We start from the raw sequence: 23,081 nt of genomic DNA, 5'->3' as shown, positions 1-23,081 counted from the left end.
CGTATGCGTAATGCACCGAGCTTCATATGCGAAGCGCTCCTCTGGGATACCCACGATAGGGCTGGAGGCACCGCCTCCTCCCCGCCACTCCCCGGCCGAACCGCGGGCGTAGACCCGGCCTGGCACAGCGTGCGCACGGACACATTTAAACGTCTAAATCCCCATTTAGATCGTGCGAATTTGGCGAGTGTCGCAGAGCCGGGGCGGGCAAATGTGAGAACCACGTCAACGGCCCGGGCGAGCGAGCGAGTAGGAGCCCACCCTGTGGGCGACGCCTTTCGCCAAAACGTCGTCGTGTTCTGTATGGCTTTCGCGAAAGATGTCGCCCACAGGGTGGGCTCCTACGAAGCTGCGGTTTCATGGCCGGTTTCGGCGAGAACTACTGCGCTGCACAAGAACGTTCTCAATCGGTTAAGATTGGCTTACGAAACGATGAGCCAGCCCCAGGGCAAGCCCCAGTCGTGACACTGACATGGGCTCCCCGCGCGGGCGCCCAGGGCTTTTCCAACCTTGGGGTTTACCAGCATGACTCATCGTATGCACGGGCGTCCGCGCCTATCGCTTCTCTGCCTGGCGCTTGCCGCCGCCTTGCCGGCCATGGCGCATGCCCAGTCCGGCCCGGCGGCCGACGATGGCGATAACGACACCAAACCGAAGAAGGCCACGACACTCGATGCGGTGAACGTGCAGGGGCAGGCTGTCTCGGACTACACGACCGACCAGTCGGCGGCCACGACGCGCCTTCCGCTGACCCTGCAGGACACGCCGCAGTCGATCAGCGTGTTTACCGAGCAGCGGATCAAGGACCAGAACCTGACCAACCTGCGCGCCGTGCTCGATAACACCACCGGTGTCTTCTCCACGGCATACGACTCCGAGCGCGTGGTGTTCTGGTCGCGCGGTTTCCAGGTCGAGAACATGTCGTACGACGGCGTGCCGATCGCGTCGAGCCTGAACATCAGCTCCGCCGACTCGTCGCTCGACCCCTCCATTTTCGAACGTATCGAGATCATCCGCGGTGCCACCGGCCTGCTCAGCGGAGCGGGCAGCCCGTCGGCCAACATCAACTTCGTGCGCAAGCACGCGGATAGCCGCACGCCGGAAGCCGATGTCTCGGTGAGCTACGGCTCGTGGAACACCCAGCGCGAGACGGTGGACGCCTCGACGCCGCTGAACGCCTCGGGCAGCATCCGCGGCCGTTTCGTCGCGGCGCACGAAGAGGGCGATTCGTACATCGACCGCTACCACAACCAGAAGAACGTGGCCTACGGCGTCATCGATGCCGATCTCGACGACAACACCACGCTGAGCGTGGGCTACGACTGGCAGAAGACGCGGCCCACCGGCGTGACGTGGGGCTCGTATCCGGTGCTCTTCCAGGATGGCGGCTTCATCCAGTGGCCCCGTGGATTCTCGTCGGCCGCCGACTGGACCCATTGGAACAACACCACTCAGACGGCGTTCGCTGACCTGAAGCACAGCTTCGACAACGGCTGGCAGATCCACGCGCTGGCGAGCCACCGCAAGACCGATGCTGACTCGTCGCTGTTCTACGTGTTCGGCGCGCCCGACCGCGAAACGGGCGAGGGCATGATCCCGTACGCGTACAAGAGCTTCCAGCGCGGCAGCCAGAACAACGTCGATCTGTTCGCGTCCGGCCCGTTCCAGGCCTGGGGTCGCGAACACGAGCTCGTCGTGGGCGTGAGCGATTCCCACTACCGCACCGACTACTTCGAGTACCCGCACGGCGATTTCCTGCCGGACATCGGCAATTTCCTCGATTGGAACGGCAGCTACCCCTATCCCGACTTCTCGTCGACCGCGAATCGCGTTTCGATCTCGCGGACGGAGCAGAGTGGCGCCTATGCCGCCGCCCGCCTGCAGCTCGCCGACCCGCTGAAGCTCGTGGTCGGTGCCCGCTATTCGCGCTGGAAGAACGACACCAACGACAGCACCGCCGGCATCTACCACGAGACGGCCAGCAAGACGATTCCGTACGCGGGCCTGATCTACGACATCACGCCGAACTACTCGGCCTTCGCAAGCTACACGCAGATCTTCGATCCGCAGAACAATCGCAAGCAGGACGGTAGCTTCCTCGAGCCCGTGCTGGGCACGAGCCGCGAAGTCGGTATCAAGGGCCGCCATTTCGATGGCGCGTTGAATACGTCGCTAGTGTTCTTCGAAACGAAGCAGGACCACGTTGCCGACGCGCTGCCGGGCGTCTACCTGCCCGATGGCATCACCCAGGCCTATCGCTCGGTGGATGGCACGAAGTCGCGCGGTTATGAATTCGAGGCCTCGGGCTCGCTTTCCAGCAACTGGAACGGTACGTTCGGCTGGTCACACTTCAACGTGAAGGCCCCCGAGGGCGGCGCGCTTCGGCCGTCGCTGCCGCGCACGCTGGTGCGCGTGTTCACCACCTACACGCTGCCGGGCGAGTGGAGCGGCCTGACCGTCGGTGGCGGCGTGAACTGGCAGGGGCCCTCGAAGGCGGACATCGACGACGGCTACGGTGTCGTGCGCTTGTACCAGTCCTCGCAGACGCTCGTGAACGCCATGGCCCGCTATGCGTTCAACGACCACGCGTCGATCCAGCTCAACGGGGAGAACCTGCTCAACCGCAAGTACTTCGTGCTGGATGACTTCAGCAACCTGTACTACGCACCGGGCGCGACCTGGACGGCATCGTTCAACTACAAGTTCTTCTAAGCCCGTTGTGGGAGGGCGCTTGCGCGCGATGGGATGTGCCGCGAGCACCCATCGCGCGCAAGCGCGCTCCCACAAGTGCCATTACAGGCCGCGGGCCGATCCGCTTGTCGCGCTAAACTGACAAACACATCACGAGGCCTCCGCGTTCCCTTGATCGCGTGGCGGCGATGCTCCGTGCGAGGAGGGGTCGTGATGCCTGAGCGAAAGCCATTCTTCAAGCCGCTGGTGCACTCGACCGTCGATGGTTTCAGCGATGACGAGCTGATGACCCGCGCGGCGGCGCTCGCGTTCTATGCCGCATTGTCCATCGCGCCCTTGCTCCTGCTGCTGGTGTGGACGCTGTCGCTATTGAACCCTGGCCTGGAAGCGCAGCTCACCGATGCGCTGCAGACGGTGCTGGGCCAGAAGGCGGCCGGCGCCCTGGCTTCCGTGATCGAGAGTGCGCACGAGCATCCGCAGCTGGGCCATGTTGCCGGAATCATCGGCATTGGCGTGACCTTGTTCAGTGCTTCGGCGGTGTTCGCGCAGCTGCAGGGCACTTTGAACCGCGTGTGGCGGGTGAAGCCGAAACCCGGGGAGGCCGTCGGAGCCTGGCTGCGGGCCAGGGGACGTGCGTTCGCCTTGCTCGGCGGTATCGCCTTCCTGCTTATTGTGTCATTCGTCGTCAGTGCGCTGATCCAGGGGCTGTTCCCCAAGGACAGCGCTGTCTGGACGGGCGTGAAGTACGTTGTCTCGGTCTTCGTGTTCGCCGTGGCCTTCGCCCTGATGTTCCGCGTACTGCCCGATGCGATGATCGACTGGAGTGATGCCGTACTGGGTGCCGTGCTCACGACCGCGCTCTTCCTTGCCGGTGAGTTCGTCATCGGGGTCTACGTGACGCACAGCGACGTCGGTGGTGCCTATGGTCCGGCGGGTGCGTTCGTGGTGTTGCTGACCTGGACCTACTACTCATCGATCATCGTCCTGCTCGGTGCCGAGCTGACGCGCGGCATGGCCGACGCGCGCGGGAAGCCGATCCGCCCGAACGCGCATGCTGTGGAGATCGCATCGGCACCGGCCGAGGTGGGGCAACCGGGAGAGGTGGGGCTGCCCCCGGCGCAGCGCAGCCGGGACGGACGGAGGCGCACGCCGGGGCTCGCGGCAGGTGCGGCGTTTGCCGCCGCCGGCATCCTGCTGGGCGTTGTGGCGGGCCGCAGCGCGGCAAGGCGGCGAAGCCGTTAGTCCGGACGCAGCGACATCATCGGGCCATGACCTCATGACGACCCGCCGTATACGTCCCGGCGCGCACGGTCAGGCGCTAACCAAAGCCGGGGTCAGCCATGGTCAGCAAAGCGAAGCCAGCAACGGGGGCGGCACGTGACAGCCGCGGAAACGGTGATGAGCTCCACCAGGACGCAGGCGGAACGCATCCCGCGCTGACGACAAACCAGGGCGTCACCGTCAGCGATAACCAGAACTCACTGAAGATCGCCGAACGCGGACCCACGCTGCTCGAGGATTTCATCCTCCGCGAGAAGATCACCCATTTCGACCACGAGCGGATTCCCGAGCGCATCGTGCATGCCCGCGGCACGGCGGCACATGGCTTCTTCGAGCTGACCGCGTCCCTTTCGAAGTACACGACGGCGCGTGTCTTGACGGAAGTCGGCGAGCGCACGCCGGTCTTCACGCGCTTCTCGACGGTGGCAGGTGGCGCCGGATCGGTCGACACCCCGCGCGATGTCCGCGGCTTCGCGGTGAAGCTCTATACGAAGGAGGGCAACTGGGATCTGGTCGGCAACAACATCCCGGTGTTCTTCATCCAGGATGCGCTCAAGTTCCCGGACCTCGTGCATGCGGTGAAAATGGAGCCCGACCGCGGCTTCCCCCAGGCTGCGAGCGCGCACGATACGTTCTGGGACTTCATCTCCCTGACTCCCGAATCACTCCACATGATCATGTGGGCGATGTCGGACCGGACGATCCCGCGTTCCCTGCGCATGATCGAAGGCTTCGGCGTCCACTCGTTCCGCCTGGTCAACGCGAAGGGGCAGAGTACCTTCGTGAAGTTCCACTGGCGGCCGAAGCTGGGCCTGCAATCCACCGTGTGGGATGAGGCAGTCAAGCTCGCCGGTGCCGATCCGGACTTCCATCGCCGGGATTTCTTCGAGGCGATCCAGGCCGGCAACTTCCCGGAGTGGGAGCTTGGCGTGCAGCTCTTCACCGAGGAGCAGGCCGCTGGATTCCCGTTCGATCACCTCGATGCCACCAAGCTGAGCCCGGAAGAGATGGTGCCGTTGAAGATCATCGGGCGCATGGTGCTGGACCGTTGGCCGGATAACTTCTTTGCCGAGACGGAGCAGGTCGCGTTCTGCCCCTCGCACCTCGTTCCTGGCCTGGACTTCAGCAACGATCCGCTGTTGCAGGGGCGCCTTTTCTCGTACCTCGATACGCAGTTGTCCCGCCTGGGCTCGCCGAATTTCCACCAGTTGCCGATCAATGCGCCCAAGTGTCCGTTCGCCAACCAGCAGCGCGACGGCCACATGCAGCAGCAGGTGCCCAAGGGCAGGGTGGCTTACGAGCCGAGCTCGTTGCAGGCGGATTCGCCCCGCGAGGATGCGAAGCGCGGCTTTCGTTCCGCCGCGGTGGAGGAGCAGGGCGTTCGCGGTCGGGTGAGGGCGGAAACCTTCGCCGACCACTACAGCCAGGCCCGGCTGTTCTACATCAGCCAGACGCCCTACGAGCAGGCGCACATGGCGTCCGCGCTTGTGTTCGAGCTCTCCAAGGTCGAGACCTTGCATGTGCGCGAAGCGATCGTCGGCCACCTGCGCCATATCGACGAGGATCTGGCAAAGCGCGTGGCGACGGGGTTGGCCCTGGACAAGCTGCCACCCGCGCCGAAGGCCAAGGCGCCGGTCGTGGAGATGAAGCCGTCGCCGGCCTTGCAGATCATCGGCAAGATGAAGCGGACGCTCGAAGGGCGGGTGGTCGGCATCCTGGTCAACGACGGGTCCGATGCGAAGGCCGTTGCCGCGCTAAAGACAGTGGTGACCGCCGCGGGTGCGACGGTGAAGATCGTTGCGCCGAAGGTGGGCGGCGCCAAGCTCTCGGACGGGAAGAAGCTGGCTGCCGACGGGCAGCTCGCCGGCACGCCATCCATCAACTTCGATGCCGTGGCCGTCGTGCTCAATGCTGCCGGCGCGGATCAGTTGAAGAAGGAAGCCGCGGCGGTGGATTTTGTCCGTGACGCGTTCGGCCACCTTAAGGCGATCGCGCTGGATGACGGCGGCCGGGCGCTGTTTGAAGCGGCCGGGCTCGCTGCCGATGAGGGGGTGTTTGCCGCCAGTGATGCCCGTGGGTTTGCGGAAGGCGCGAAAGGCCGCTTCTTCGATCGCGAGCCGAACGTCCGGATCCTCGCCTGAAGGATCCCTGGAACCGATGCGCCCGAGCTATTTCGGGCGCTTCGACGTCGTGGGGGCGAGCAGGCGCTGCAAGCCCCCTTCGGCGACCTCGGCGAACTTCGTCGGGTCGCCGAACGCGCGGGCGGTGAGCATCGCGCCATAGACGATCGACAGGAAAGCTTCCGCTTCGACGCTGGCGGCCGATCGCAATGTGAGCACCCCCAGTTGCGCGCCGCGGGTCAGGATCGTCTCCAGCCAGCGTGACAGGTCACGGAAGTGCAGGCGGACGGCGGCGGCCAGGTTTTCCGGCAGCGAGGGCAGCTCCGCGGCGAGCATGCCGGCGACGCAGAACGGTGCCGTGGCGTCGGTGATGCACTTTTCCCAGTAGCCCACGTAGAACTTCAGCATCTGCACCGGATCGAAGTCGCCGGCCGCCAGCAGCTGGGCCTGGGCGAGGATGCCTGCGCGCGATTCTTCCACCACCGCGAGGGCCAGGTCGGCCTTCGCCGGGAAGTGGTGGTGGATGCTGGCCTTGCGTACCTGGACCTCTTCGGCGACGTCGGCGTAGCTGAAGCCGTTGTAGCCGCGGGTCTGGATCAGGTATCGGGCCGAGTCGATTAGTTTTTGCTGGGTGGTCATGGGGGTTAGCCTACTACTTGGTAGGGTTACGGACAACTTGGGGCGTAGGGGGCCTGGGGGTTTCAGGTAGTTCTCGGCGTCCTCGCGCGCAAGCGCGCTCCTACAGGAGGGACTGCTGACCGCCATCGCGTGGCGGCGGCTGTTGACCGGCAACCTACCTACTAGTAGGCTGATCGCCCCTTTGATGGAAATCTGCCAATGCAAACGCTTCGTCAGTTCTATTTTCTTCGTGCGGGTGTCGCTTTCGCCTGGGTCGCGCTCGTGGTGATCCTGTCGCGGCTTGGGTTGCCGGCGGCGGTGGGCTATGGGCTGCTGGTGCTGTATCCGCTGTGGGATGCGCTGGCCAACGTGATCGATGTCCGGCATAGCGGCGGGCTGAGGGCTAACCCCGGGCAGCAGTTCAACGCGGCGGTGAGTCTCGCGACGGCGGTGGCGCTGGTGGTGGCGCTGGTGCTCGCGGGGAACAAGGGCGCCTTGTTCGTGTTCGGGATCTGGGCCCTGCTGTCAGGTGTGCTGCAGCTGGCGGTGGGTATCCAGCGCCGGAAGATCGGCGGGCAGGCTTTCATGATGATCAGCGGCGCGCAGTCGGCGCTGGCCGGCGTGCTCATGGGGATCCGTGCGTTCGGCGAGCCGCGCAGCATCGCCGAACTTGCCCCGTATGCCGCGTTTGGCGGCCTGTACTTCCTGCTCTCCGCGCTGCGGCTCACTTTCCGCAAGCCGGCGGTGGAGCCGTACGGGCGGGCGGCTCAGTAAGCGGCGCTTACTGCAGGACGAACATCTCGATAGCGCGCGCGACGCCGTCTTCCGCGTTGGTGGCCGTTTCGTAACGAGCGGTCGCTTTCACCGCGGGGATGGCGTTGCCCATCGCCACGCTGGTGCCGGCGAATTCGAGCATGGCGATGTCATTCTCGTGATCGCCTAGCGCCATGACGCTATCCCGGTGGATGCCCAGCTGGTTCGCCAGCTTCTGCAGGCTGGGACCCTTGCCGGCGCGCTTGTCGAAGATGTCGAGGAAGGTGGCGGAGCTCTTCAGCGTGGCGAAGCGCGCGGTCATTTCCGTGGGCAGGCGTGCGATCGCCGCATCGAGCACGTCGGCCTGGTCGATCATCATGAGCTTGGGGAAGCGCAGGCCCTGCGGCATCTCCCTCACCGGGCGGTAGCTGAGCGGCGTATGGGTCAGGTGCGAATCGGCGACGGTATAGACGCTGATATCGCGATCCGGTGTATACATCCGTTCGCCATCCAGGCCCTGGAAGTGCACGCCGAGCTCGCGCGCCACGTCGGCGCAAAAGAGGTAATCGTCCAGGTCGAGCGTGAACTCGACGACGCGCTCGCCCGTGCCGATGTTCTGGACGACCGCGCCGTTGAAGGCGATGCAATAGTCGTCTTTCCCGTGGATACCCAGCTCGGTCAGGTAGGGCACCAGGCCGGAGACCGGCCGGCCGCTGGCCAACACCACGCGGACGCCGCGGTCGAGGGCCCGGCTTATCGCCTCTTTCACCCGCGGTGAGATCGTGTGGTTGGGGCTGAGGAGCGTTCCGTCCATATCAATGGCGATCAGCTCGATAGGGCGGCGTCGTGCGGTATCCATCGGTGTACGTTGACCTGGTTTACATGAGCGCTCCAATTGTACGACATTATGTAACTGTCACGTTCATGAAACCCTTACAAGCCGGTGGCTACCCTTCGACCGATGATCGACACCAACCTAAGCGCGCGGCTCGATGCACTCATGGCGGCGGGTGGCCGGCGCATCCTGGGCATCGCGGGCCTGCCTGGCTCGGGCAAGTCGACCCTGGCCGCCCAGGTCCTCGCGGCCTATGGCGATGCGGCGGTGAACGTACCGATGGATGGTTTCCACCTGGCGAACGCGGAGCTGCAGAGGCTTGGCCGCGCCGCGCGCAAGGGCGCGCCGGATACGTTCGACGCCAGCGGCTATGTCGCCTTGCTACGCCGCCTACGCGAGCCCATGGCGGGCGAGACGGTGTACGCGCCGGCGTTCCACCGCGAGATCGAAGAGCCTATCGCGGGTGAGATCGCCGTGCCGGCCGAGACCCGCCTGGTGATCACCGAGGGAAACTATCTGCTGATGGAAGAGGGGGCGTGGCGCGACGTCCGCCCACTCCTGGATGAGGTGTGGTTCGTCGATGTGGATGACGAGCAACGCCTGAAGCAACTGCTGGAACGGCACATGCGCTTTGGTCGGTCGCGCGCGGATGCCTTGCACTGGATCGAAACCACCGACGAACCCAACGCCAGGCGCATCGCCGCCACGGCGCACCGCGCGGATGTCCGCGCGCGAACCCTTCCGATGGAGTCAGCATGAGTGTCGTGACCTCTTCGTCCACCGCCGTGGCCGGGGAGGCCGCGCCCAAGACCGCCCTGGTGGTGGGCATCGCCGTCATCGCGGCGCTCGGTGGGCTCCTGTTCGGTTACGACACGGGCGTGATCGGCGTCGCCCTGCTTGGCCTTGGCCGGCAGTTCGCACTCGATGACACCACGAAGCAGCTCGTGACGGGCGCCATCATTTTTGGCGCGCTGTTTGGCTGCCTCGCGACCGGCCCGTTCTCGGACCGGCTGGGCCGCCGCCGCATGGTGATCTTCGTCGGCGTATTGTTCGCCGTGGGCTCCATCGCATCCGCGTTCGCCCCGTCGGTGGGCTGGCTCATCGCCGCGCGTTTCGTGCTCGGGCTTTCGGCTGGTAGCTCCACCCAGATCATCCCCGTGTATATCGCCGAGGTCTCGCCGTCGAAGCATCGCGGCAAGATGGTGACGCTGTTCCAGTTCATGGTGGTGTTCGGCATCACCGTCGCGTATTTCACCGGCTTCGTCCTCGGGGAGCACTGGCGCTGGATGTTCGGCCTGGGCGTCGTGCCGGCGATCGTGCTGCTCGGCGGCATGGCCTACCTGCCTGAGAGCCCGCGCTGGCTCGTCGCGGAAAAGCGCATCGACGAGGCGATGAAAGTGCTTGAGCGGGTGCGCGGCAGTGCCGCCGCGGCGCGCGCGGAGATCGCTGAAATCGAGACCGTGGCCGAGCAGGAGCCCACCAGCAGCTGGCGGGATATCGCCAAGCCGTGGATCCGTCCGGCCGTCATCGTTGGCGCCGGCATCTCCATGTTCTCGCAGATCACCGGCAACAACGCACTGATCTACTACGCACCCACGATCCTCTCCAAGGCCGGATTCTCCGATGAAGCCGCGGTGCTCGGCACCGGTGCCAGCACGGTGCTCGTCGTGGTCATGACCGTGATCGGCAGCTTCCTGGTCGACAAGATCGGCCGTCGCACATACCTGCTGTGGATGATCCCGGGCTCGATCGTGGCCCTGATCGTCATGGGCTTCATGTTCCAGGGTGCGGGCCCGCAGAATGACTTCAGCCGCTGGCTGGCCGTGGGCTGCCTGGCCGCTTACATGATGTTGAACTGCGGCAGCTTCGGCATCTGCATCTGGCTGATCAACTCCGAGGTCTACCCGCTGTTCGTGCGCGGCAAGGGCGCGAGCATCGGCGCCTTCAGCCACTGGACCTTCGACCTGCTCGTGACCCTGACGACGCTGTCGCTGGTCACCTGGCTCGGGGCGACGCATACGTTCTGGCTGTATGCGGTGATCTCGGTGTTCGCCCTGGCCTTCGTCTACTACCTGGTGCCCGAAACCGCCGGCAAGAGCCTTGAAGAGATCGAACACGAACTGCGCGAGCACCGTTTCTATCCGTTCCAGAAGAAGCGGCTGGAACATCAGCGGTCATAACGACCGCCGTGCCCCGAACGGCCACCAGTGCCCGTGCGCTGGTGGCCGTTTTGTTTAGCTCTTGATGAACTCGAGGATGTCCTTGTTGAGTTCGTCGGCGTGCACGGTGAGCATGCCGTGCGGGTAGCCCTTGTAGATCTTGAGCTTGGCGCCGGGGACCAGCTTGGCCGACAGCACGCCCGCATCCTGGTAGGGCACGATCTGGTCGTCATCACCGTGCAGGATGAGGGTCGGCACCTTGATCTTCTTCAGGTCTTCGGTGAAGTCGGTTTCCGAGAAGGCCTTGATGCAGTCGTAGTGGGCCTGGATGCCGCCGTTCATGCCCTGGCGCCACCAGTTGTCGACCACGCCTTCGATGGTCTTCACGCCGGGGCGGTTGAAGCCGTAGAAGGGCAGCGGCACTTCGCGATAGAACTGCGCGCGGTTCGCGGCAAGCTGCTTGCGCAGGCCATCGAACACCGAGATATCCAGGCCGCCCGGGTTCGACGCGGACTTGACCATCACGGGCGGCACGGCGCTCACGAGGATCATCTTGGCGACGCGGCCTTCGCCGTGCTGCGCCACGTAGCGGGCGACTTCGCCACCGCCGGTGGAATGGCCGATGTGCACGGCGTTCTTCAGGTTCAGGTGCTGGACCAGCTCGGCGACATCGGACGCATAGGTGTCCATCTCGTTGCCGGTCGAGGTCTGGGTCGAGCGGCCATGGCCACGGCGATCGTGGGCGATGACGCGGTAGCCCTGCGACAGGAAGAACCACAGCTGGGCGTCCCAGTCATCGGCGGACAGGGGCCAGCCGTGGTGGAACATGATCGGCTGGCCGGTGCCCCAATCCTTGTAGTAGATCTGCACGCCTTCCTTCGTGGTGAAGATGGCCGATTCGGCGTTCTTCTTGCCGGCACCGCCCTTGGCGGGCGCCGCGGCAGCCGCGTTGGCGGACTCAGCTGTCAGCGCGCCGGCCGCGACCATGGCCCCGGCGGCCAGGCCGGCGGTGGTGACGAACTTGCGGCGGGGGGCGTCATGCGACGCGGTCTTGTCGTCCGGGTGTTTCATGGGTCATCTCCCTGGTAGGTGACGCCAATATCCGCGACGACGCTGGTTTCGAATTGAAAGGAACTGCGCGGATCGTGTGGATTTCACACTTTTTTTGGAACTTTGGGCTCATCGCCTGCGTGGGGCTTCCATGCATCGCCTGCCGCGTCGGTGGCGATGCCCATGAACCGGTCGATGGCACAGGTCGGCGTGCCGCCACAGGCGGCAAGGGGTAGCACCTTGTGCGCGATGGCGGTTCCGGCCGAGAGGTCGCCCGCCCGGAGTGCGGCCAGGGTCGGCATGGCGACGGAGAGGCGGACGGCCTTTCCGCGGGGTGTCTGCACGAGGTCGTAGATGAGCGCCCCGCCGGGCGGGAAGTCATCGCCGCGCGTCGCATCGTGCCAGTCCAGGCCCAGGAGGCCGGCCTGGGCGGCGAGGTCGGTATCGTGGCCGATGAGGACGAGTACGCGCGTCGTTGCCGGTGCGAGCGGGTCGGCGGCCGGGGTCTTGCCAGCCGCCGTCGCCAGCGTCGCCGCGATGTGCGCGAGCATGTTCCCGCCGCGGCCACGCGACGCACCCGGCGTGGCGTGTGCGAGATGGAACGAATCATTGTGCAGGGTGATGATCCGGGCGACGCCGGCCGCATCGAGCCGCCCCCAGCCGTAGTCGCTGGCGGGCATGCCCTGGACGTAGGCGAGCATGATGTTCTCGGCGAGCGACCCGGCGGTCTTCAGTGCTTTCGCCATGTCACCGCCAAGCAGCACCTGCTTGCTGTCCGTCCTCGCCTTCGCAAGGCAAGCCTCGTCGTGGCAACCGAGCAGGACCTGCTGGAGCCCGGCCAGCGTGCGCCGCGTGTTCTCACTGATCGCCGCAGAGTCAATCCCCGCTTTCTCGTCGTCATCCCCGTCACCCGTGCCGCGGAACAACGGATCGTCCTGGCCGGCGGGAAAGGCTTTGTACGTCGCGGCACATTGCGGTGAAAGGCCTTGCAGCAACGCTTCGGCACTCGCCCGGTTGCGCGGCGTGCTGTCGGCGATGACCTGGAGCGCGCCGCCACACGCGTCGCCGGGAAGACCGGCAGCCGCCAGGTCCTTGCCCATGCGGCGCCCGAGCGAATGCAGCGTGTCGATGCCATGCGGGGTGAGCAGGCCGGGTGCCACAGGCCATGCGGGCCAGGGATCCGCGGCGTACTTCGCGAGGTCTGCGGGAGCCTTGGTCGGCGAGCGGATGCCATGCCGGATCAGGATCACCCGCTGCAGTACCGGCTCATGCCCCGCGGTCTCGCCAGCGACGACCGGCGTCGCTGCCAGCGCGAGGAGAGCACACAGCCATGCCATGCGTGTTTTCATGCCGGCATCCCTCAGAGCTTCAGCGAAAGGTCGAGGAACACGCCGCGCCCGGGCAGGCCCCAGTACAGCGCATCGCCACTCACGCTCTGCGTGCCGGCGTAGCCGATCAGCTTGTGCACGTTGAAGACGTTGTTGACATCCATGCTGACCGACCAGCCCTTTCCGGTGGGGCCGCCGTCGGCGCTGCGGTAGCCAAACGCCGCATCCGTGGACACATAGCCACCGAGGCGGTTGTCATTGAGGAACACGGTGTTGCCGGCATCGTCCGTGGCGTTGTCGCTGCCGTACTGCTTGCCGATGAACCTGGTCATCAGCGAGCCGTAGTAACCGAGCGGGCTGTTGTAGAGCAGGCCCAGCGCGGCCGTGACCTTGGGCGTGCCGGCGATCTGCGTGCTGCTGTTCTTGTACGTAGCCTTGTTGTACGTCGCGTTGCCATAGAGGCTAAGCGCCGGGGTCATGGCCCAGGTGCCTTCGACTTCCGCACCTTTGTAGATCGCACCGCCGGTATTGAGGTAGGTGGACTCCTGACCCTCGGGCGTATTCACCAGCGTGCTGGCGAGGTAGTTCTTGAAGTCGATGTAGTACACATCGGCGCCGAATGTGAGCTGGCGATCGGCATACGCCGTGCCGACCTGGTAGTTCATCGTCGTTTCGGGGTCCAGCTTCTTCGATCCCACCAGTTCGATCACGTCGATCGGCGGCGCGAGGAAGCCCTTTGCCACCTGAGCATAGCCGGTCCACTGGTCGCTGAAGCTGTCGTGCAGGCTCAGCGAGGGCAGGGCGGCGTTGTAGTTCGCGGAGTTGTACTGCGAAACCTGCGCGTTCTCCTTGCTGATCGGCGCATTCATCTGGCGGGTGACGGTGCTGTAGCGCACGCCGGGGCTCAGGGTCAGTGCATCGGTCAACGCCCAGTCGTACTGCACATAGGGCTGGAACGTATCGGTACGGTCGCGCAGGATGTAGTTGTATTGCGAACCGTACTTCGTGCCGGTCTTCGTGCCCGTCGTCAGGTCCAGCGGATACTGGTATCGCGCATCCTGGTTGCGCTCCAGCCACGCACCCGTCTGCAGCTCGCCGGGGCCAAGCTCGCGCTCGAAGCGCAGCACGTCGCCGAACGAATGGAAGCCTGAACTGGCTAGCTTGCCCGGTACATCGTTCTTCAGCGTCGAAACCTTCTTGCCCGCCGCGTTGTACCGCGTGACGCCGTTGTCCGCCGGGTTGTTGTCCGACGCATCGGCCGTCTTGCGGGCCCAGTGGTCGAAGCTGTTGTAGTAAGCCTTGTTGTCGACGCTCCACTCGCCCAGGCGGGTGCTCAGGCCCACGTAGGTGAAGCTCGAATAGTAGGCCGCGTTGTTATAGCCCTTGTAGCTCTGCAGGGCAGGATCGTTGCCAAGGCCATAGCGCCAGCCGAACTCATCGATTTCCTGCTTCGTCGCACCTTGCACCGTGTTCTGGTGCTCGCGGTTATAGCTGCTGACGAAGGTCAGCGTCGTATCCGGCGAGAGTGTCGTGATGGTCTTGATGAAGGCGTGCTCGCGCTTGTCGTCGGTACCCTTCAGGTAGGTGTCGCTCTTTTCCTTCGACAGGTCGGCGAAGACGCGGGTGTTGCCGAGCGTCTCATCCGCGCTCACGCCGCCGGCGAACGTGTTCCAGCTGCCCAGCGTGGTGTAGAGCGTCACGCCATCGACGCTGGCAGGGTCGCGGGAGCGCAAGCCTACCGTGCCGCCAAACGTCGCGTTACCGACCGTGGAACCACCGCCCGGGCCACGGTCGATCTCCGCCTGGCCAAGCACGTGGTTGTTGAAGTACGCAGACGTCGTGTGGTGCAGGTCGCTGGCATCGCCGAACGGGATGCCGTCGAACGTGATGTTGAACTGGCCATCCTGAAAGCCGCGGATGCTGATGCCTTCGTTCTTGCCCATGCCCGGGCCTTCCGGCGAGGTCACCGTGACGCTGGGCGCGTACTTGATGATGTCGTCGAAGTTCGAGTTGAAGCGCAGGCCATCACGGATGAAGCGCTCGTCGATCACCGAGGTGGGCTGGGTCGCCTCGAGCGGCGGCGCGCTTGGTGCCAGCGTGTCGACGGTATTGGCCTGCACGCTTACCGGGGCGAGGTCGCGCGGGGCGCCGTCATTTTCGAGGATGGGCGGGAGCTTGCCTTCCGCGCGGCTGGATGCCGCGGTGCTTTTGTCAGCGTTGCTGGCCGGCACCAGGGTCACCGTGCTTGCGGTGACGAACCGGTAGTCGAGCCCGGTGCCTTCGAGCAGCGTGTGCAGCTGACCCTTCGGTTCCAGGCCGCCCGGAACCGCCTTGCTGCGCAGCGCATGCACGGCCTCCGGGGTGTAAACCACCTGCAGGCCGGTCTGGCGCGCAAACGTGTCGAGCGCCTGATCCAGCGGCATCGCGGCAATCGGTGCCTCGTTGGCGGCCTGGGCAGCGATAGCGGAGAGCGGAAGGGTGCCGAGCAGCAGGGCGAGATGGAACGCGAGCTTGTTGCGCATGGAAGGGACTCGTGAAGGGAGATGGGCGCATCGGTTGCGCATGACATCTACGAGTCGGCGGTACCGCGGTCGGGTACCGCTATTTTCGTGAATCTTTTCTTACAGCCGGGTGGGGCGCGTGGACGCGGGCTTGCGTGCCACGTGCAAGCCATCGCTTTCGCGGCGCACCTGCACGCCGGGGAGCGTCTGCAGGTAGGCGACGAAGCCAGCCGGATCATGCCCGTGGAAGCGACCGCTGATACGCGTGCGGGCGATGGTTTCGTCCTCGATCACGAACGGCGCCTGGCCGTAGGCGTTGAAGCGCCGGGCGACGTCCGCGATCGGTGCGTCGTGGAAATCGATTTCCGCGGGAAGCCAGGCAAGATCCTTCGACACATCGATGCCCGGCGTAACCTCCGTCAGGCCACCATGTTCGTCCAACGTCGCGCGCTGGCCGCCTTTCAGCTGGGTGACCATGCGCTGTGGCGCGGTCCCGGTTTGCCAGGGCCACGATGCGTCCTGGGCCATCACATCGACCTGGCCACTGAGCACGGTGACGTCACCACCATCGTCCTTAGCGCTGACCTGGAATACCGTGCCGATGTCGCGCAACACGGTCCGACCCAGGGTGACGCTCAGGGGTGCCGCGTTGGCATGGCCGACGTCGATCAGCATGGTGCCGGCGACCACCGCGATGTCGCGCTTCCCTGCACTGAAGTTGACCCGGATGGCGCTGCCCCGATCAAGCTGGACTCGGCTCCCATCCTCGAGCTCGAGACTGCGCGTGGCGCCGGTCGGCGCGGCATACACGATGCCCGCAGGTGGCGCCTCGTTGCGCGGCCAGACGACCGCACCGGCAAGCAGAACCACGGCCATCGCGCCAGCGGACCAGAGCCACCGCCGCTTGCTGCGCCGGCTGCCCCCACGCCCCCCTGTGGGAGCGCGCTTGCGCGCGATACGCTCCCGCGCGACACCCACCGAACGCGCAGGAAACGGAACCACCGCAGGCTCATCCCCGGCAAGCGCGACCAGCGCCTCGGCATCCAGCGTCTCACGCCCGGCCGCCTCACGCACGTCCTGGTCCCACTGCATGATCGCCATGTACTCACCGACATGCGCCGGCGAATGCCGCAGCCACGCCATGAACGCCACGCGCGACGGCTCATCCAACCCTTCGCGATTGGCGATCATCCACTGCGCCGCTTCCTCGGTGATACGCCGTGCCGCGGCGTTACGGATCTCGTCATGCATAACGACCCATCCCTTGCCGGCAGGCAGCCAGTCCCTTGACGATGTACTTCTTCACCATGTGAACCGAGATTTCCAGCTGGTCGGCGATGTCCCTGTAGCTCAGGTCATCGCGGTAATGCAGCACCAGGACCGCGCGGCATTTCGGCGACAGGCGCGCCATGATTTCGTGCAGTCGCTTGCTGCGCACCTCGTGGTCGACGCCCGCCGCCGCCTGGCACGGTGTAGCCAGCTTTTCGATGACTTCTTCCAGCCCGCCATCCTCGCGCCCACCGGCTTGCCGGCGACCCGCACGCTGGCGAAGCAGGTTTGTCGCCACGGTGAACAGGTAGGCCTCTGGATTACGAATCGAATCCGGATCCGCGGAAAGCAGCCGGAGATACGTCTCCTGCACCAGGTCCTGCGCGTCCCACGCATGCCCCGCACGCCGGTGGATATAGCGCTGCAGCGGACCATCCTGCTCGAGCAGGACATGGGCTAAGCCAGCAGAGGGATCAGACATCGGGGTCCCTTGGGGCAGCCGCGAGGGCGGCAGGGCCGAAAAGGGCGGATGCTAGGAGGCGTATATGACGTTGGCGTTACTGATGCGCGGGGTCAGCGCCGTTCACAACGTGCCGATACGCATGTTGATGGGCCAGCGGAACTCGCGACGCCGATCGCTTGAACCCCATGCGGCCGCGAAGTCGTCGGCGAACTGGTTGAGGAGGTCTTCCTTTCCGGCCTCGCGCGCCTTGCGTACGGCGGACCAGGTCGAGACGTAGCCCAGCGCCTCGGCGAAGGCCCAGTCGCGTTCAATATAGAGCAGGGGCTTTTCGATCGGGCGGAAGGGAAAGTCGATGGTCGCGTAACCACTGTCGACAAGTCCGCGTTCGGGCGGCCAGTAGGGGCCGATCTGTTCGCTGTAGAACCGCTGGTAGCAGGCGTCGATGTCAGCGTCGAGTACGGGAACCCCGTAGCTGATGAGGGCGACGACGGCGCCCGGTACGCCGACACGTCGTGCTTCCGCATAGAACGCCGGCAGATCGAACCAGTGGGCAGCCTGTGCCGCGGTGATGAGCGAAACGCTATGGTCGTCCAGCGGCAGCGCTTCGGCCGGTGCCGTCCTGTAGGTGACGTTCGGATGCGCTGCGGCGCTGGCGACTTGGTCGTCGCTGGGATCCAGGCCTATGACCCGGTCGAAATACGCGGCCAGCTGCGTGGTCAATTGCCCCGTGCCGCAACCGACATCGACGGCACGTATCCGTGAGGGCGATGCCTCGGCGAGGAAATGGGCCAGCGCCTCGGGGTAGTCGGGGCGATACAGCGCGTATGCCTCGCCACCCTGGTTGAACCAGTTCCGGCGCGAATCACCGTTTGCCATGGTCCCGCCCCTCGTCGTCAGGCCGATGCCCGATTATGCGCGAAAGTCAGGGAGCGTGCGGGCGACGGGTGAATACATGGGAGTGGCCGCTCACCCACATGGCGATGTCCTTCAGCAAATGCTGGGAAGGGAAGATGCGCCCGTAGAACACGAGCCACAGGGCAATGACGCCCATGCCGAGAAGCAGCGCATGCCAGGTTGGCAAGGCATCCGTGCGATTCAATCCGTGGATAAACCAGGTCGCGACGATCGCGCCGAGCAGCGCACCCATGATGACTTCGGAGACGCTGTGGACTTCGAGGGCGAGGCGCGACAACCCGACCAGCAGGCCAAGGCAGGCACCCGCTGCTATCGCAATCCACGCGAGGGGCCCGCGCACCTTCCGCACGAGGAGCGCTGCAAGGCTCGGCCATGTAAGCACGGAAAGCGCCGTGTGTCCGCTGATGCCGGTGTAGTCGAGCCCGGGCGGCCCGATACCCCAGGCCATGAAGATCAGTTTGGAGAAGGCGACCGCGCCACCGCAGGCGATCGCGGCGACGACCCAGCGAATGGCATCGCGACGATGCGGCGCGAAGGCGAGCACCAGCGTCATCCACGCGATGAGCGGCAACAACAAGGCACTGTCGCCAAAACTCGTAATGGCGTGCCACATCACAAGGTACCGGTGATCGTGGCTATCATGGTGGCGCTACGCATCGTGCCTCGTTTTCTGTTTTTCGGGAGTGTCGTGCCACATGTTCCAGAAGGTCCTTGTCGTCTGCATTGGCAATATCTGCCGCAGCCCTACCGCCGAATACCTGTTCCGCCACCGCCTGGGTGAGGGAAGCAAGGTGCAGGTCTCCAGCGCCGGCCTTGGCGCCCTCGTCGGCCATGGCGTGGATCGCACGGCGCTCGAGCTGTTGCGGGATCACGACATCGACGGCAGCGCGCACCGCGCACGCCAGCTGGACCGTTCACTCCTGCGCAGCGCCGACCTGGTGCTGGCGATGGAGCGGGACCATGTCGTATCCATCACGCGGATGGCGCCTGAAGCCAGCGGAAAGGTCTTCCTGCTGGATCGATGGGGCACGGGCCAGGATATTCCGGATCCGTTCCGACAAGGCCGGCCCGCTTTCGAACATGTCTATACGCTTATCGACAACAGCGTAAACAGCTGGCTCAAGTATCTCTAGTCGTAAGACGCGACGCCAGTCAGTTTTCAGTCCGGTTCGCTCGTGTACTGTCACCGGGACGTGCCGAGTGTGAAGGATGGTCATCACCCTTCAGTCAGTGCAGTCCAATGCGGGCCTTCCGTTTCAGTACGTTGACAGGCCCTCCATTTCAACTTGCCGGACCGACCGCTGATTTTGCCTTGGCCTGATGCCCGACAACGCGCGCTGGGCGCGCTACGCCTCATTGCCCCTGCTGGCCTCGCTCTGGCGCTTTTCGCGCTAGCCGCGTGTTCGGCGGTTTCGAGCGGCAGCGTGGAGGCCATCCGTCTCGCCGTGCACGGAGAAACCGTGCATCCCACGGCGGAATCCGTCGCTGCTTCCCCGTATTTCCAGCTCCAGGCAAACGGCCCCGACGGTCAGGCGATCCTCATTCTCGGCAAGGTAGAGGATGGGAAGCTGGGTTGGTACGGGCAGGGCAATGACGCGATCTTCACGCGCGATGGCTTGCTGGTGAAGACCGTTGGCCTGCCTGAAAATCTCGATGCGACCGCCTTTAGCGGGACGCCCGATCCGTTTGCGGCGGGCTTGCAGCACATAAGCGCGCCGCTCGCTTACACCCGCCGCATGGACTGGTCGCCGGGTTATCGCTACGGCGTGTCCATGCAGGCGACGCTGACGCCTGGGGGCACGGATGACGTCGATATCCTCGGTACCGTGCATCACCTGCGGCGTTACGACGAACACCTGAGCGGCCCCGCGGGCAGCTTCACGAACCGCTACTGGGCGGATCCTTCCGATGGGTTCATCTGGAAGAGCCGCCAGTACGTGGCCCCCGGTTTCGCGCTGGAACTGATCCAGCTGCGCCCGTACACGGGGAAAGCACCATGATGTGGCGCGCGGTCGTGGCCGCGTGGGTCGTCATGCTGGTAGCGCTCCCGGCCATGGCCCAGCCGCCATCGATGTCGGCGAGTGCGTCCGGTGAGGTGCGGCAGGCGGGTTCGGCCGTCTATCCGTCCGGCGCACGGCTTTCGGACCTGGCGCTCGCAGCGCGGGTCGACCCGGATGCCTATATGGCCGGCGCGGCCTGGCTGCGTCCCTCGCTGAAGGAAGACCAGGTGCGGTTGAAGGCCGGCGTGGTCTTCGAGCTCGGCGTGATCCGCATGGGCGCGCTTAGCGATGGCAAGGAGGCCCTGGGTGTTGCTGCGGCCGCCTTCCAGTCGTGGATTACGACGCTTCCCGTGACCGGCCGTCGCACCAGCGTGGTGCTCGATCCTGACGCGCTCGAGGTCTCGCCTGCCGACAACTGGCCGATCAAGGACGGTGATGCGCTGTTTTACCCGCGCCGACCCGCCGGTATCCGCGTCGTAGGCGCCGTCGACCGGTCCTGCAGCGTGCCGCAGGTCGCGCTGCAGGATGCGCGGCGGTATCTCGCGCAATGCACGGTCTCTGCTTCCGCGGACCGGGACATGATCTTCATCATCCAGCCCGATGGCACCGTGTTCCCGCAGAACATCGCGGCATGGAACCGTGATCCGCCACGGATCCTCGCCCCGGGCGCGTGGATCTACGTGCCCTTCGACCGAAAGGCCATTGCTGCGTCGACCGACGGGCGCTTCAACGAAGATGTCGCCGCCTTCCTCGCGACCCAGCTGCTCGATGCGGAGGGTGCGCCTTGAGGCGCCGCCGGCTGGGCTGGAAGCGCCCGAACCTGCGTCGCGCGGCACTGCGCGGCTGCTGCGCGGGCGTGGCCCTCTGGGCGGGTGGCGTCGCGAGCGTGCATGCCCAGGAGTACTACACGCAAAGCGATTTTGGCGGCGTGGGCCTGATGCAGACGCCGACGGCGCGCATGGCCCAGGAAGGCGAGTTCAGCTTCGTGCTGAGCCGGACCACGCCGTACACGAACTACAACGTCTCCATGCAGCCCATCCCGTGGCTGGAAGGCAGCTTCCGCTATACCAACGTGAGCAACCGCCTCTACGGTCCGCGCTCGCTGAGCGGTAGCCAGACCTACAAGGACAAATCGATCGATGTGAAGGCGCGTATCTGGCAGGAGTCGCGCTGGCTCCCCGCGGTGGCCTTCGGCGTGCGCGACGTGGGCGGTACGGGCCTGTTCTCCAGCGAATACCTCGTCGCGAGCAAGCGGGCGGGGCGCTTCGATTTCAGCCTGGGCATGGCCTGGGGTTACATCGGTAACCGAGGCGACATCTCGAACCCGCTCAGCATCATCAGCGATCGCTTCAATACGCGTCCGGCCAGTGGCACGGGCGCGACCGGTGCCCTCAGCATCAACAAGTTCCTGCGTGGCCGGCCGGGCATCTTCGGCGGCGTGGAATACCACTCGCCGTGGGATTGGCTGGTGCTGAAGGCGGAAATGGACGGCAACGACTACAAGCACCAGCCGCAGAACAACAACCAGCCGCAGCGCTGGCCGGTGAACCTGGGCGCGGTGTTCCGCGTGAACAAGAATGTCGACCTGACCCTGGGCTACGAACGCGGGAACGTGGCGACCGCCGCACTTAACCTGCACGCCAACCTGGCGACGCACGTGGGGCCCGAGAAGTCGTTCGATCCTCCGCCGGAACCCGTATCGTTCACGAGCACACCGGTTTCGACCATGCCGACCGGGCCGACGCAGGGTACGGGCAAGGCGCCCGATGACCTGGCGTCCATGAGCCCACGGGCCACGGTTTCCGCAGCCGCGGGTGAAGGAGCCACAGACCGCCAGGCGCCCGCGCAGGTGGATTGGGCCCAGGTAGCGAAAACCCTGCGCACCAACGCAGGCATCAACGTCAGCAGCATCCGCCAGCGCGGTTCCGAACTGGTGATCCAGGGCGAGCAGGAGCGCTTCTTCTACACGGCGGAAGCCGCCGGCCGCGCTACCCGCATCGTCGATAACCGCGTGGATGGCAGCATCGACTGGGTCACCGTGACCAGCCAGCGCAATGGTATGGATATCGTCGATACCAGCGTGCACCGGCCGCGTTTCATCGAGCTGCTGAACCACGAGATCGACCTGCCTACGTTCCGCCGTAGTGTCGAACAGGATCCGCCGACCGCGCGCGAAGAGGAGGTGCTTTATCGGGCGCCGCTGAAGCGTTTCACGGGCGGCACCTCGATCGGCTACCAGCAGAATGTGGGTGGGCCTGACGCGTTCATCTTGTACCAGGTGTATGGCGCGGGCTATGCCACGTTCAACTTCAACCGCCACCTCTGGCTGGATGGCGTGCTGGCCGTCAACATCGCGAACAATTACGACAAGTTCCGCTACGACGCGCCCAGTAACCTGCCGCGCGTCCGCACCGATGTGCGCAAGTACATCACCAGTTCGGACATCACCATGCCGAACTTCCAGCTCACCGGCACGAAGAAGCTGGGCCAGGACCTGTATGGCATGGCGTACGCCGGTGCGCTTGAAAGCATGTATGCCGGGGCGGGTGGCGAGGTGCTGTATCGCCCGTTTGGCGAGAAGTGGGCGATTGGTGGCGACATCAACTGGGTGAAACAGCGTGGGTTCGACCAGGACTTCTCGCTGCGCCGGTACCACGTGATCACCGGACAAGCGACGGGCTACCTCGACACGGGCTTCCACAATGTCACGCTGGCGGTCAGCGTGGGCCGGTACCTTGCGGGTGACTGGGGCAGCACGGTGGATGTCTCGCGTCAGTTCGCGAATGGCACCCGCATGGGTGCGTACTTCACGGTGACCAACAAGTCGGGTAATTCGGGTTATGGCGAAGGCAGCTTCGACAAGGGTATCTACGTATCGATCCCGTTCGATGCATTGCTCCCGAACTCCTCGCGTAACCGCGCGACGCTGATGTGGCAGCCGCTGGTGCGTGACGGCGGTGCGCGCCTGAACAAGCGGTACACCCTGTATACGCTGACCAACGATCTCGATACCGATCTGTTCGACAAGAACCTGGGCAAGATCTCGCAGTAACCGTCGTCCTGTGTTGTGGGAGCGCGCTTGCGCGCGATGGGCGCTG

At 65.1% G+C, this 23,081-nt stretch carries 19 protein-coding genes; 10 read left to right on the top strand and 9 right to left on the bottom strand.

Annotated features, from left to right (window positions below; translation table 11 throughout):
- Window positions 1-525 precede the first annotated feature (525 nt).
- The 3 genes from ACTHLF_RS09420 to ACTHLF_RS09410 all read left to right on the top strand — a co-directional run bounded on the left by ACTHLF_RS09420 (window position 526) and on the right by ACTHLF_RS09410 (window position 6,113).
- Window positions 526-2,712 (top strand): TonB-dependent siderophore receptor, encoded by a 2,187-nt coding sequence (locus ACTHLF_RS09420; RefSeq protein ID WP_440326862.1) that lies wholly within the window; start codon window positions 526-528, stop codon window positions 2,710-2,712.
- A gap of 192 nt (window positions 2,713-2,904) precedes the next feature.
- Window positions 2,905-3,933, top strand: a complete 1,029-nt coding sequence (locus tag ACTHLF_RS09415) for a YihY/virulence factor BrkB family protein (RefSeq protein WP_440326860.1) — start codon at window positions 2,905-2,907, stop codon at window positions 3,931-3,933.
- A gap of 98 nt (window positions 3,934-4,031) precedes the next feature.
- Entirely contained in the window at window positions 4,032-6,113 is a 2,082-nt protein-coding gene (locus tag ACTHLF_RS09410) for a catalase (protein ID WP_440326858.1), read from the top strand.
- 27 nt (window positions 6,114-6,140) lie between these two features.
- Here the strand turns inward: ACTHLF_RS09410 and ACTHLF_RS09405 are convergent, their stop codons facing one another.
- A complete protein-coding gene (locus ACTHLF_RS09405) occupies window positions 6,141-6,731 on the bottom strand; it encodes a TetR/AcrR family transcriptional regulator (protein ID WP_440326856.1) in 591 nt (196 codons plus the stop codon).
- Between the two features lie 198 nt (window positions 6,732-6,929).
- Between ACTHLF_RS09405 and ACTHLF_RS09400 the strand changes: the two genes are divergently transcribed.
- A complete protein-coding gene (locus tag ACTHLF_RS09400; RefSeq protein WP_440326855.1) occupies window positions 6,930-7,484 on the top strand; it encodes a hypothetical protein in 555 nt (184 codons plus the stop codon).
- A gap of 7 nt (window positions 7,485-7,491) precedes the next feature.
- Here ACTHLF_RS09400 and yidA read toward each other — a convergent pair whose 3' ends face one another.
- On the bottom strand, window positions 7,492-8,322 hold the full coding sequence (yidA, locus tag ACTHLF_RS09395; RefSeq protein WP_440326853.1) for a sugar-phosphatase: 831 nt from the start codon (window positions 8,320-8,322) through the stop codon (window positions 7,492-7,494).
- A 102-nt stretch (window positions 8,323-8,424) separates the two neighbouring features.
- Here yidA and ACTHLF_RS09390 point away from each other — a divergent pair, with 102 nt between their 5' ends.
- Window positions 8,425-9,057, top strand: a complete 633-nt coding sequence (locus ACTHLF_RS09390; RefSeq protein ID WP_440326851.1) for a nucleoside/nucleotide kinase family protein — start codon at window positions 8,425-8,427, stop codon at window positions 9,055-9,057.
- Window positions 9,054-10,478, top strand: a complete 1,425-nt coding sequence (locus ACTHLF_RS09385) for a sugar porter family MFS transporter (RefSeq protein ID WP_440326849.1) — start codon at window positions 9,054-9,056, stop codon at window positions 10,476-10,478. The genes ACTHLF_RS09390 and ACTHLF_RS09385 overlap by 4 nt, the downstream gene beginning before the upstream one ends.
- A gap of 54 nt (window positions 10,479-10,532) precedes the next feature.
- Here the strand turns inward: ACTHLF_RS09385 and ACTHLF_RS09380 are convergent, their stop codons facing one another.
- The 7 genes from ACTHLF_RS09380 to ACTHLF_RS09350 form a co-directional block, all read right to left on the bottom strand.
- On the bottom strand, window positions 10,533-11,444 hold the full coding sequence (locus tag ACTHLF_RS09380) for an alpha/beta fold hydrolase (protein WP_440326864.1): 912 nt from the start codon (window positions 11,442-11,444) through the stop codon (window positions 10,533-10,535).
- A gap of 167 nt (window positions 11,445-11,611) precedes the next feature.
- Entirely contained in the window at window positions 11,612-12,856 is a 1,245-nt protein-coding gene (locus ACTHLF_RS09375; protein ID WP_440326847.1) for a histidine-type phosphatase, read from the bottom strand.
- Between the two features lie 11 nt (window positions 12,857-12,867).
- Window positions 12,868-15,357, bottom strand: a complete 2,490-nt coding sequence (locus ACTHLF_RS09370; RefSeq protein ID WP_440326845.1) for a TonB-dependent receptor domain-containing protein — start codon at window positions 15,355-15,357, stop codon at window positions 12,868-12,870.
- Window positions 15,358-15,456: 99 nt separating this feature from the next.
- On the bottom strand, window positions 15,457-16,587 hold the full coding sequence (locus tag ACTHLF_RS09365) for a FecR family protein (RefSeq protein ID WP_440326843.1): 1,131 nt from the start codon (window positions 16,585-16,587) through the stop codon (window positions 15,457-15,459).
- Entirely contained in the window at window positions 16,580-17,086 is a 507-nt protein-coding gene (locus ACTHLF_RS09360; protein ID WP_440326841.1) for an RNA polymerase sigma factor, read from the bottom strand. Before ACTHLF_RS09360 ends, ACTHLF_RS09365 begins: the two co-directional genes overlap by 8 nt.
- Before the next feature lie 102 nt (window positions 17,087-17,188).
- Window positions 17,189-17,944: a class I SAM-dependent methyltransferase gene (locus ACTHLF_RS09355; protein ID WP_440326839.1), complete on the bottom strand. Its 756-nt coding sequence runs from the start codon at window positions 17,942-17,944 to the stop codon at window positions 17,189-17,191.
- Window positions 17,945-17,990: 46 nt separating this feature from the next.
- Window positions 17,991-18,596 (bottom strand): phosphatase PAP2 family protein, encoded by a 606-nt coding sequence (locus ACTHLF_RS09350; protein WP_440326837.1) that lies wholly within the window; start codon window positions 18,594-18,596, stop codon window positions 17,991-17,993.
- An 82-nt stretch (window positions 18,597-18,678) separates the two neighbouring features.
- On the opposite strand from ACTHLF_RS09350, the gene ACTHLF_RS09345 reads away from it, so the two are divergent.
- The 4 genes from ACTHLF_RS09345 (at window position 18,679) to ACTHLF_RS09330 (ending at window position 23,035) form a co-directional block, all read left to right on the top strand.
- Entirely contained in the window at window positions 18,679-19,116 is a 438-nt protein-coding gene (locus ACTHLF_RS09345; RefSeq protein ID WP_440326835.1) for a low molecular weight protein-tyrosine-phosphatase, read from the top strand.
- A gap of 291 nt (window positions 19,117-19,407) precedes the next feature.
- Window positions 19,408-19,983, top strand: a complete 576-nt coding sequence (locus ACTHLF_RS09340; protein WP_440326834.1) for a YjbF family lipoprotein — start codon at window positions 19,408-19,410, stop codon at window positions 19,981-19,983.
- A complete protein-coding gene (locus ACTHLF_RS09335) occupies window positions 19,980-20,771 on the top strand; it encodes a capsule biosynthesis GfcC family protein (RefSeq protein WP_440326832.1) in 792 nt (263 codons plus the stop codon). Before ACTHLF_RS09340 ends, ACTHLF_RS09335 begins: the two co-directional genes overlap by 4 nt.
- Window positions 20,768-23,035, top strand: a complete 2,268-nt coding sequence (locus tag ACTHLF_RS09330) for a YjbH domain-containing protein (RefSeq protein WP_440326830.1) — start codon at window positions 20,768-20,770, stop codon at window positions 23,033-23,035. The genes ACTHLF_RS09335 and ACTHLF_RS09330 overlap by 4 nt, the downstream gene beginning before the upstream one ends.
- The last annotated feature ends 46 nt before the right edge of the window (window positions 23,036-23,081 follow it).

The organism is Luteibacter sp. (assembly GCF_051958795.1).
Lineage (GTDB): Bacteria > Pseudomonadota > Gammaproteobacteria > Xanthomonadales > Rhodanobacteraceae > Luteibacter.
This window is presented reverse-complemented; position numbering and strand designations above follow the sequence as displayed.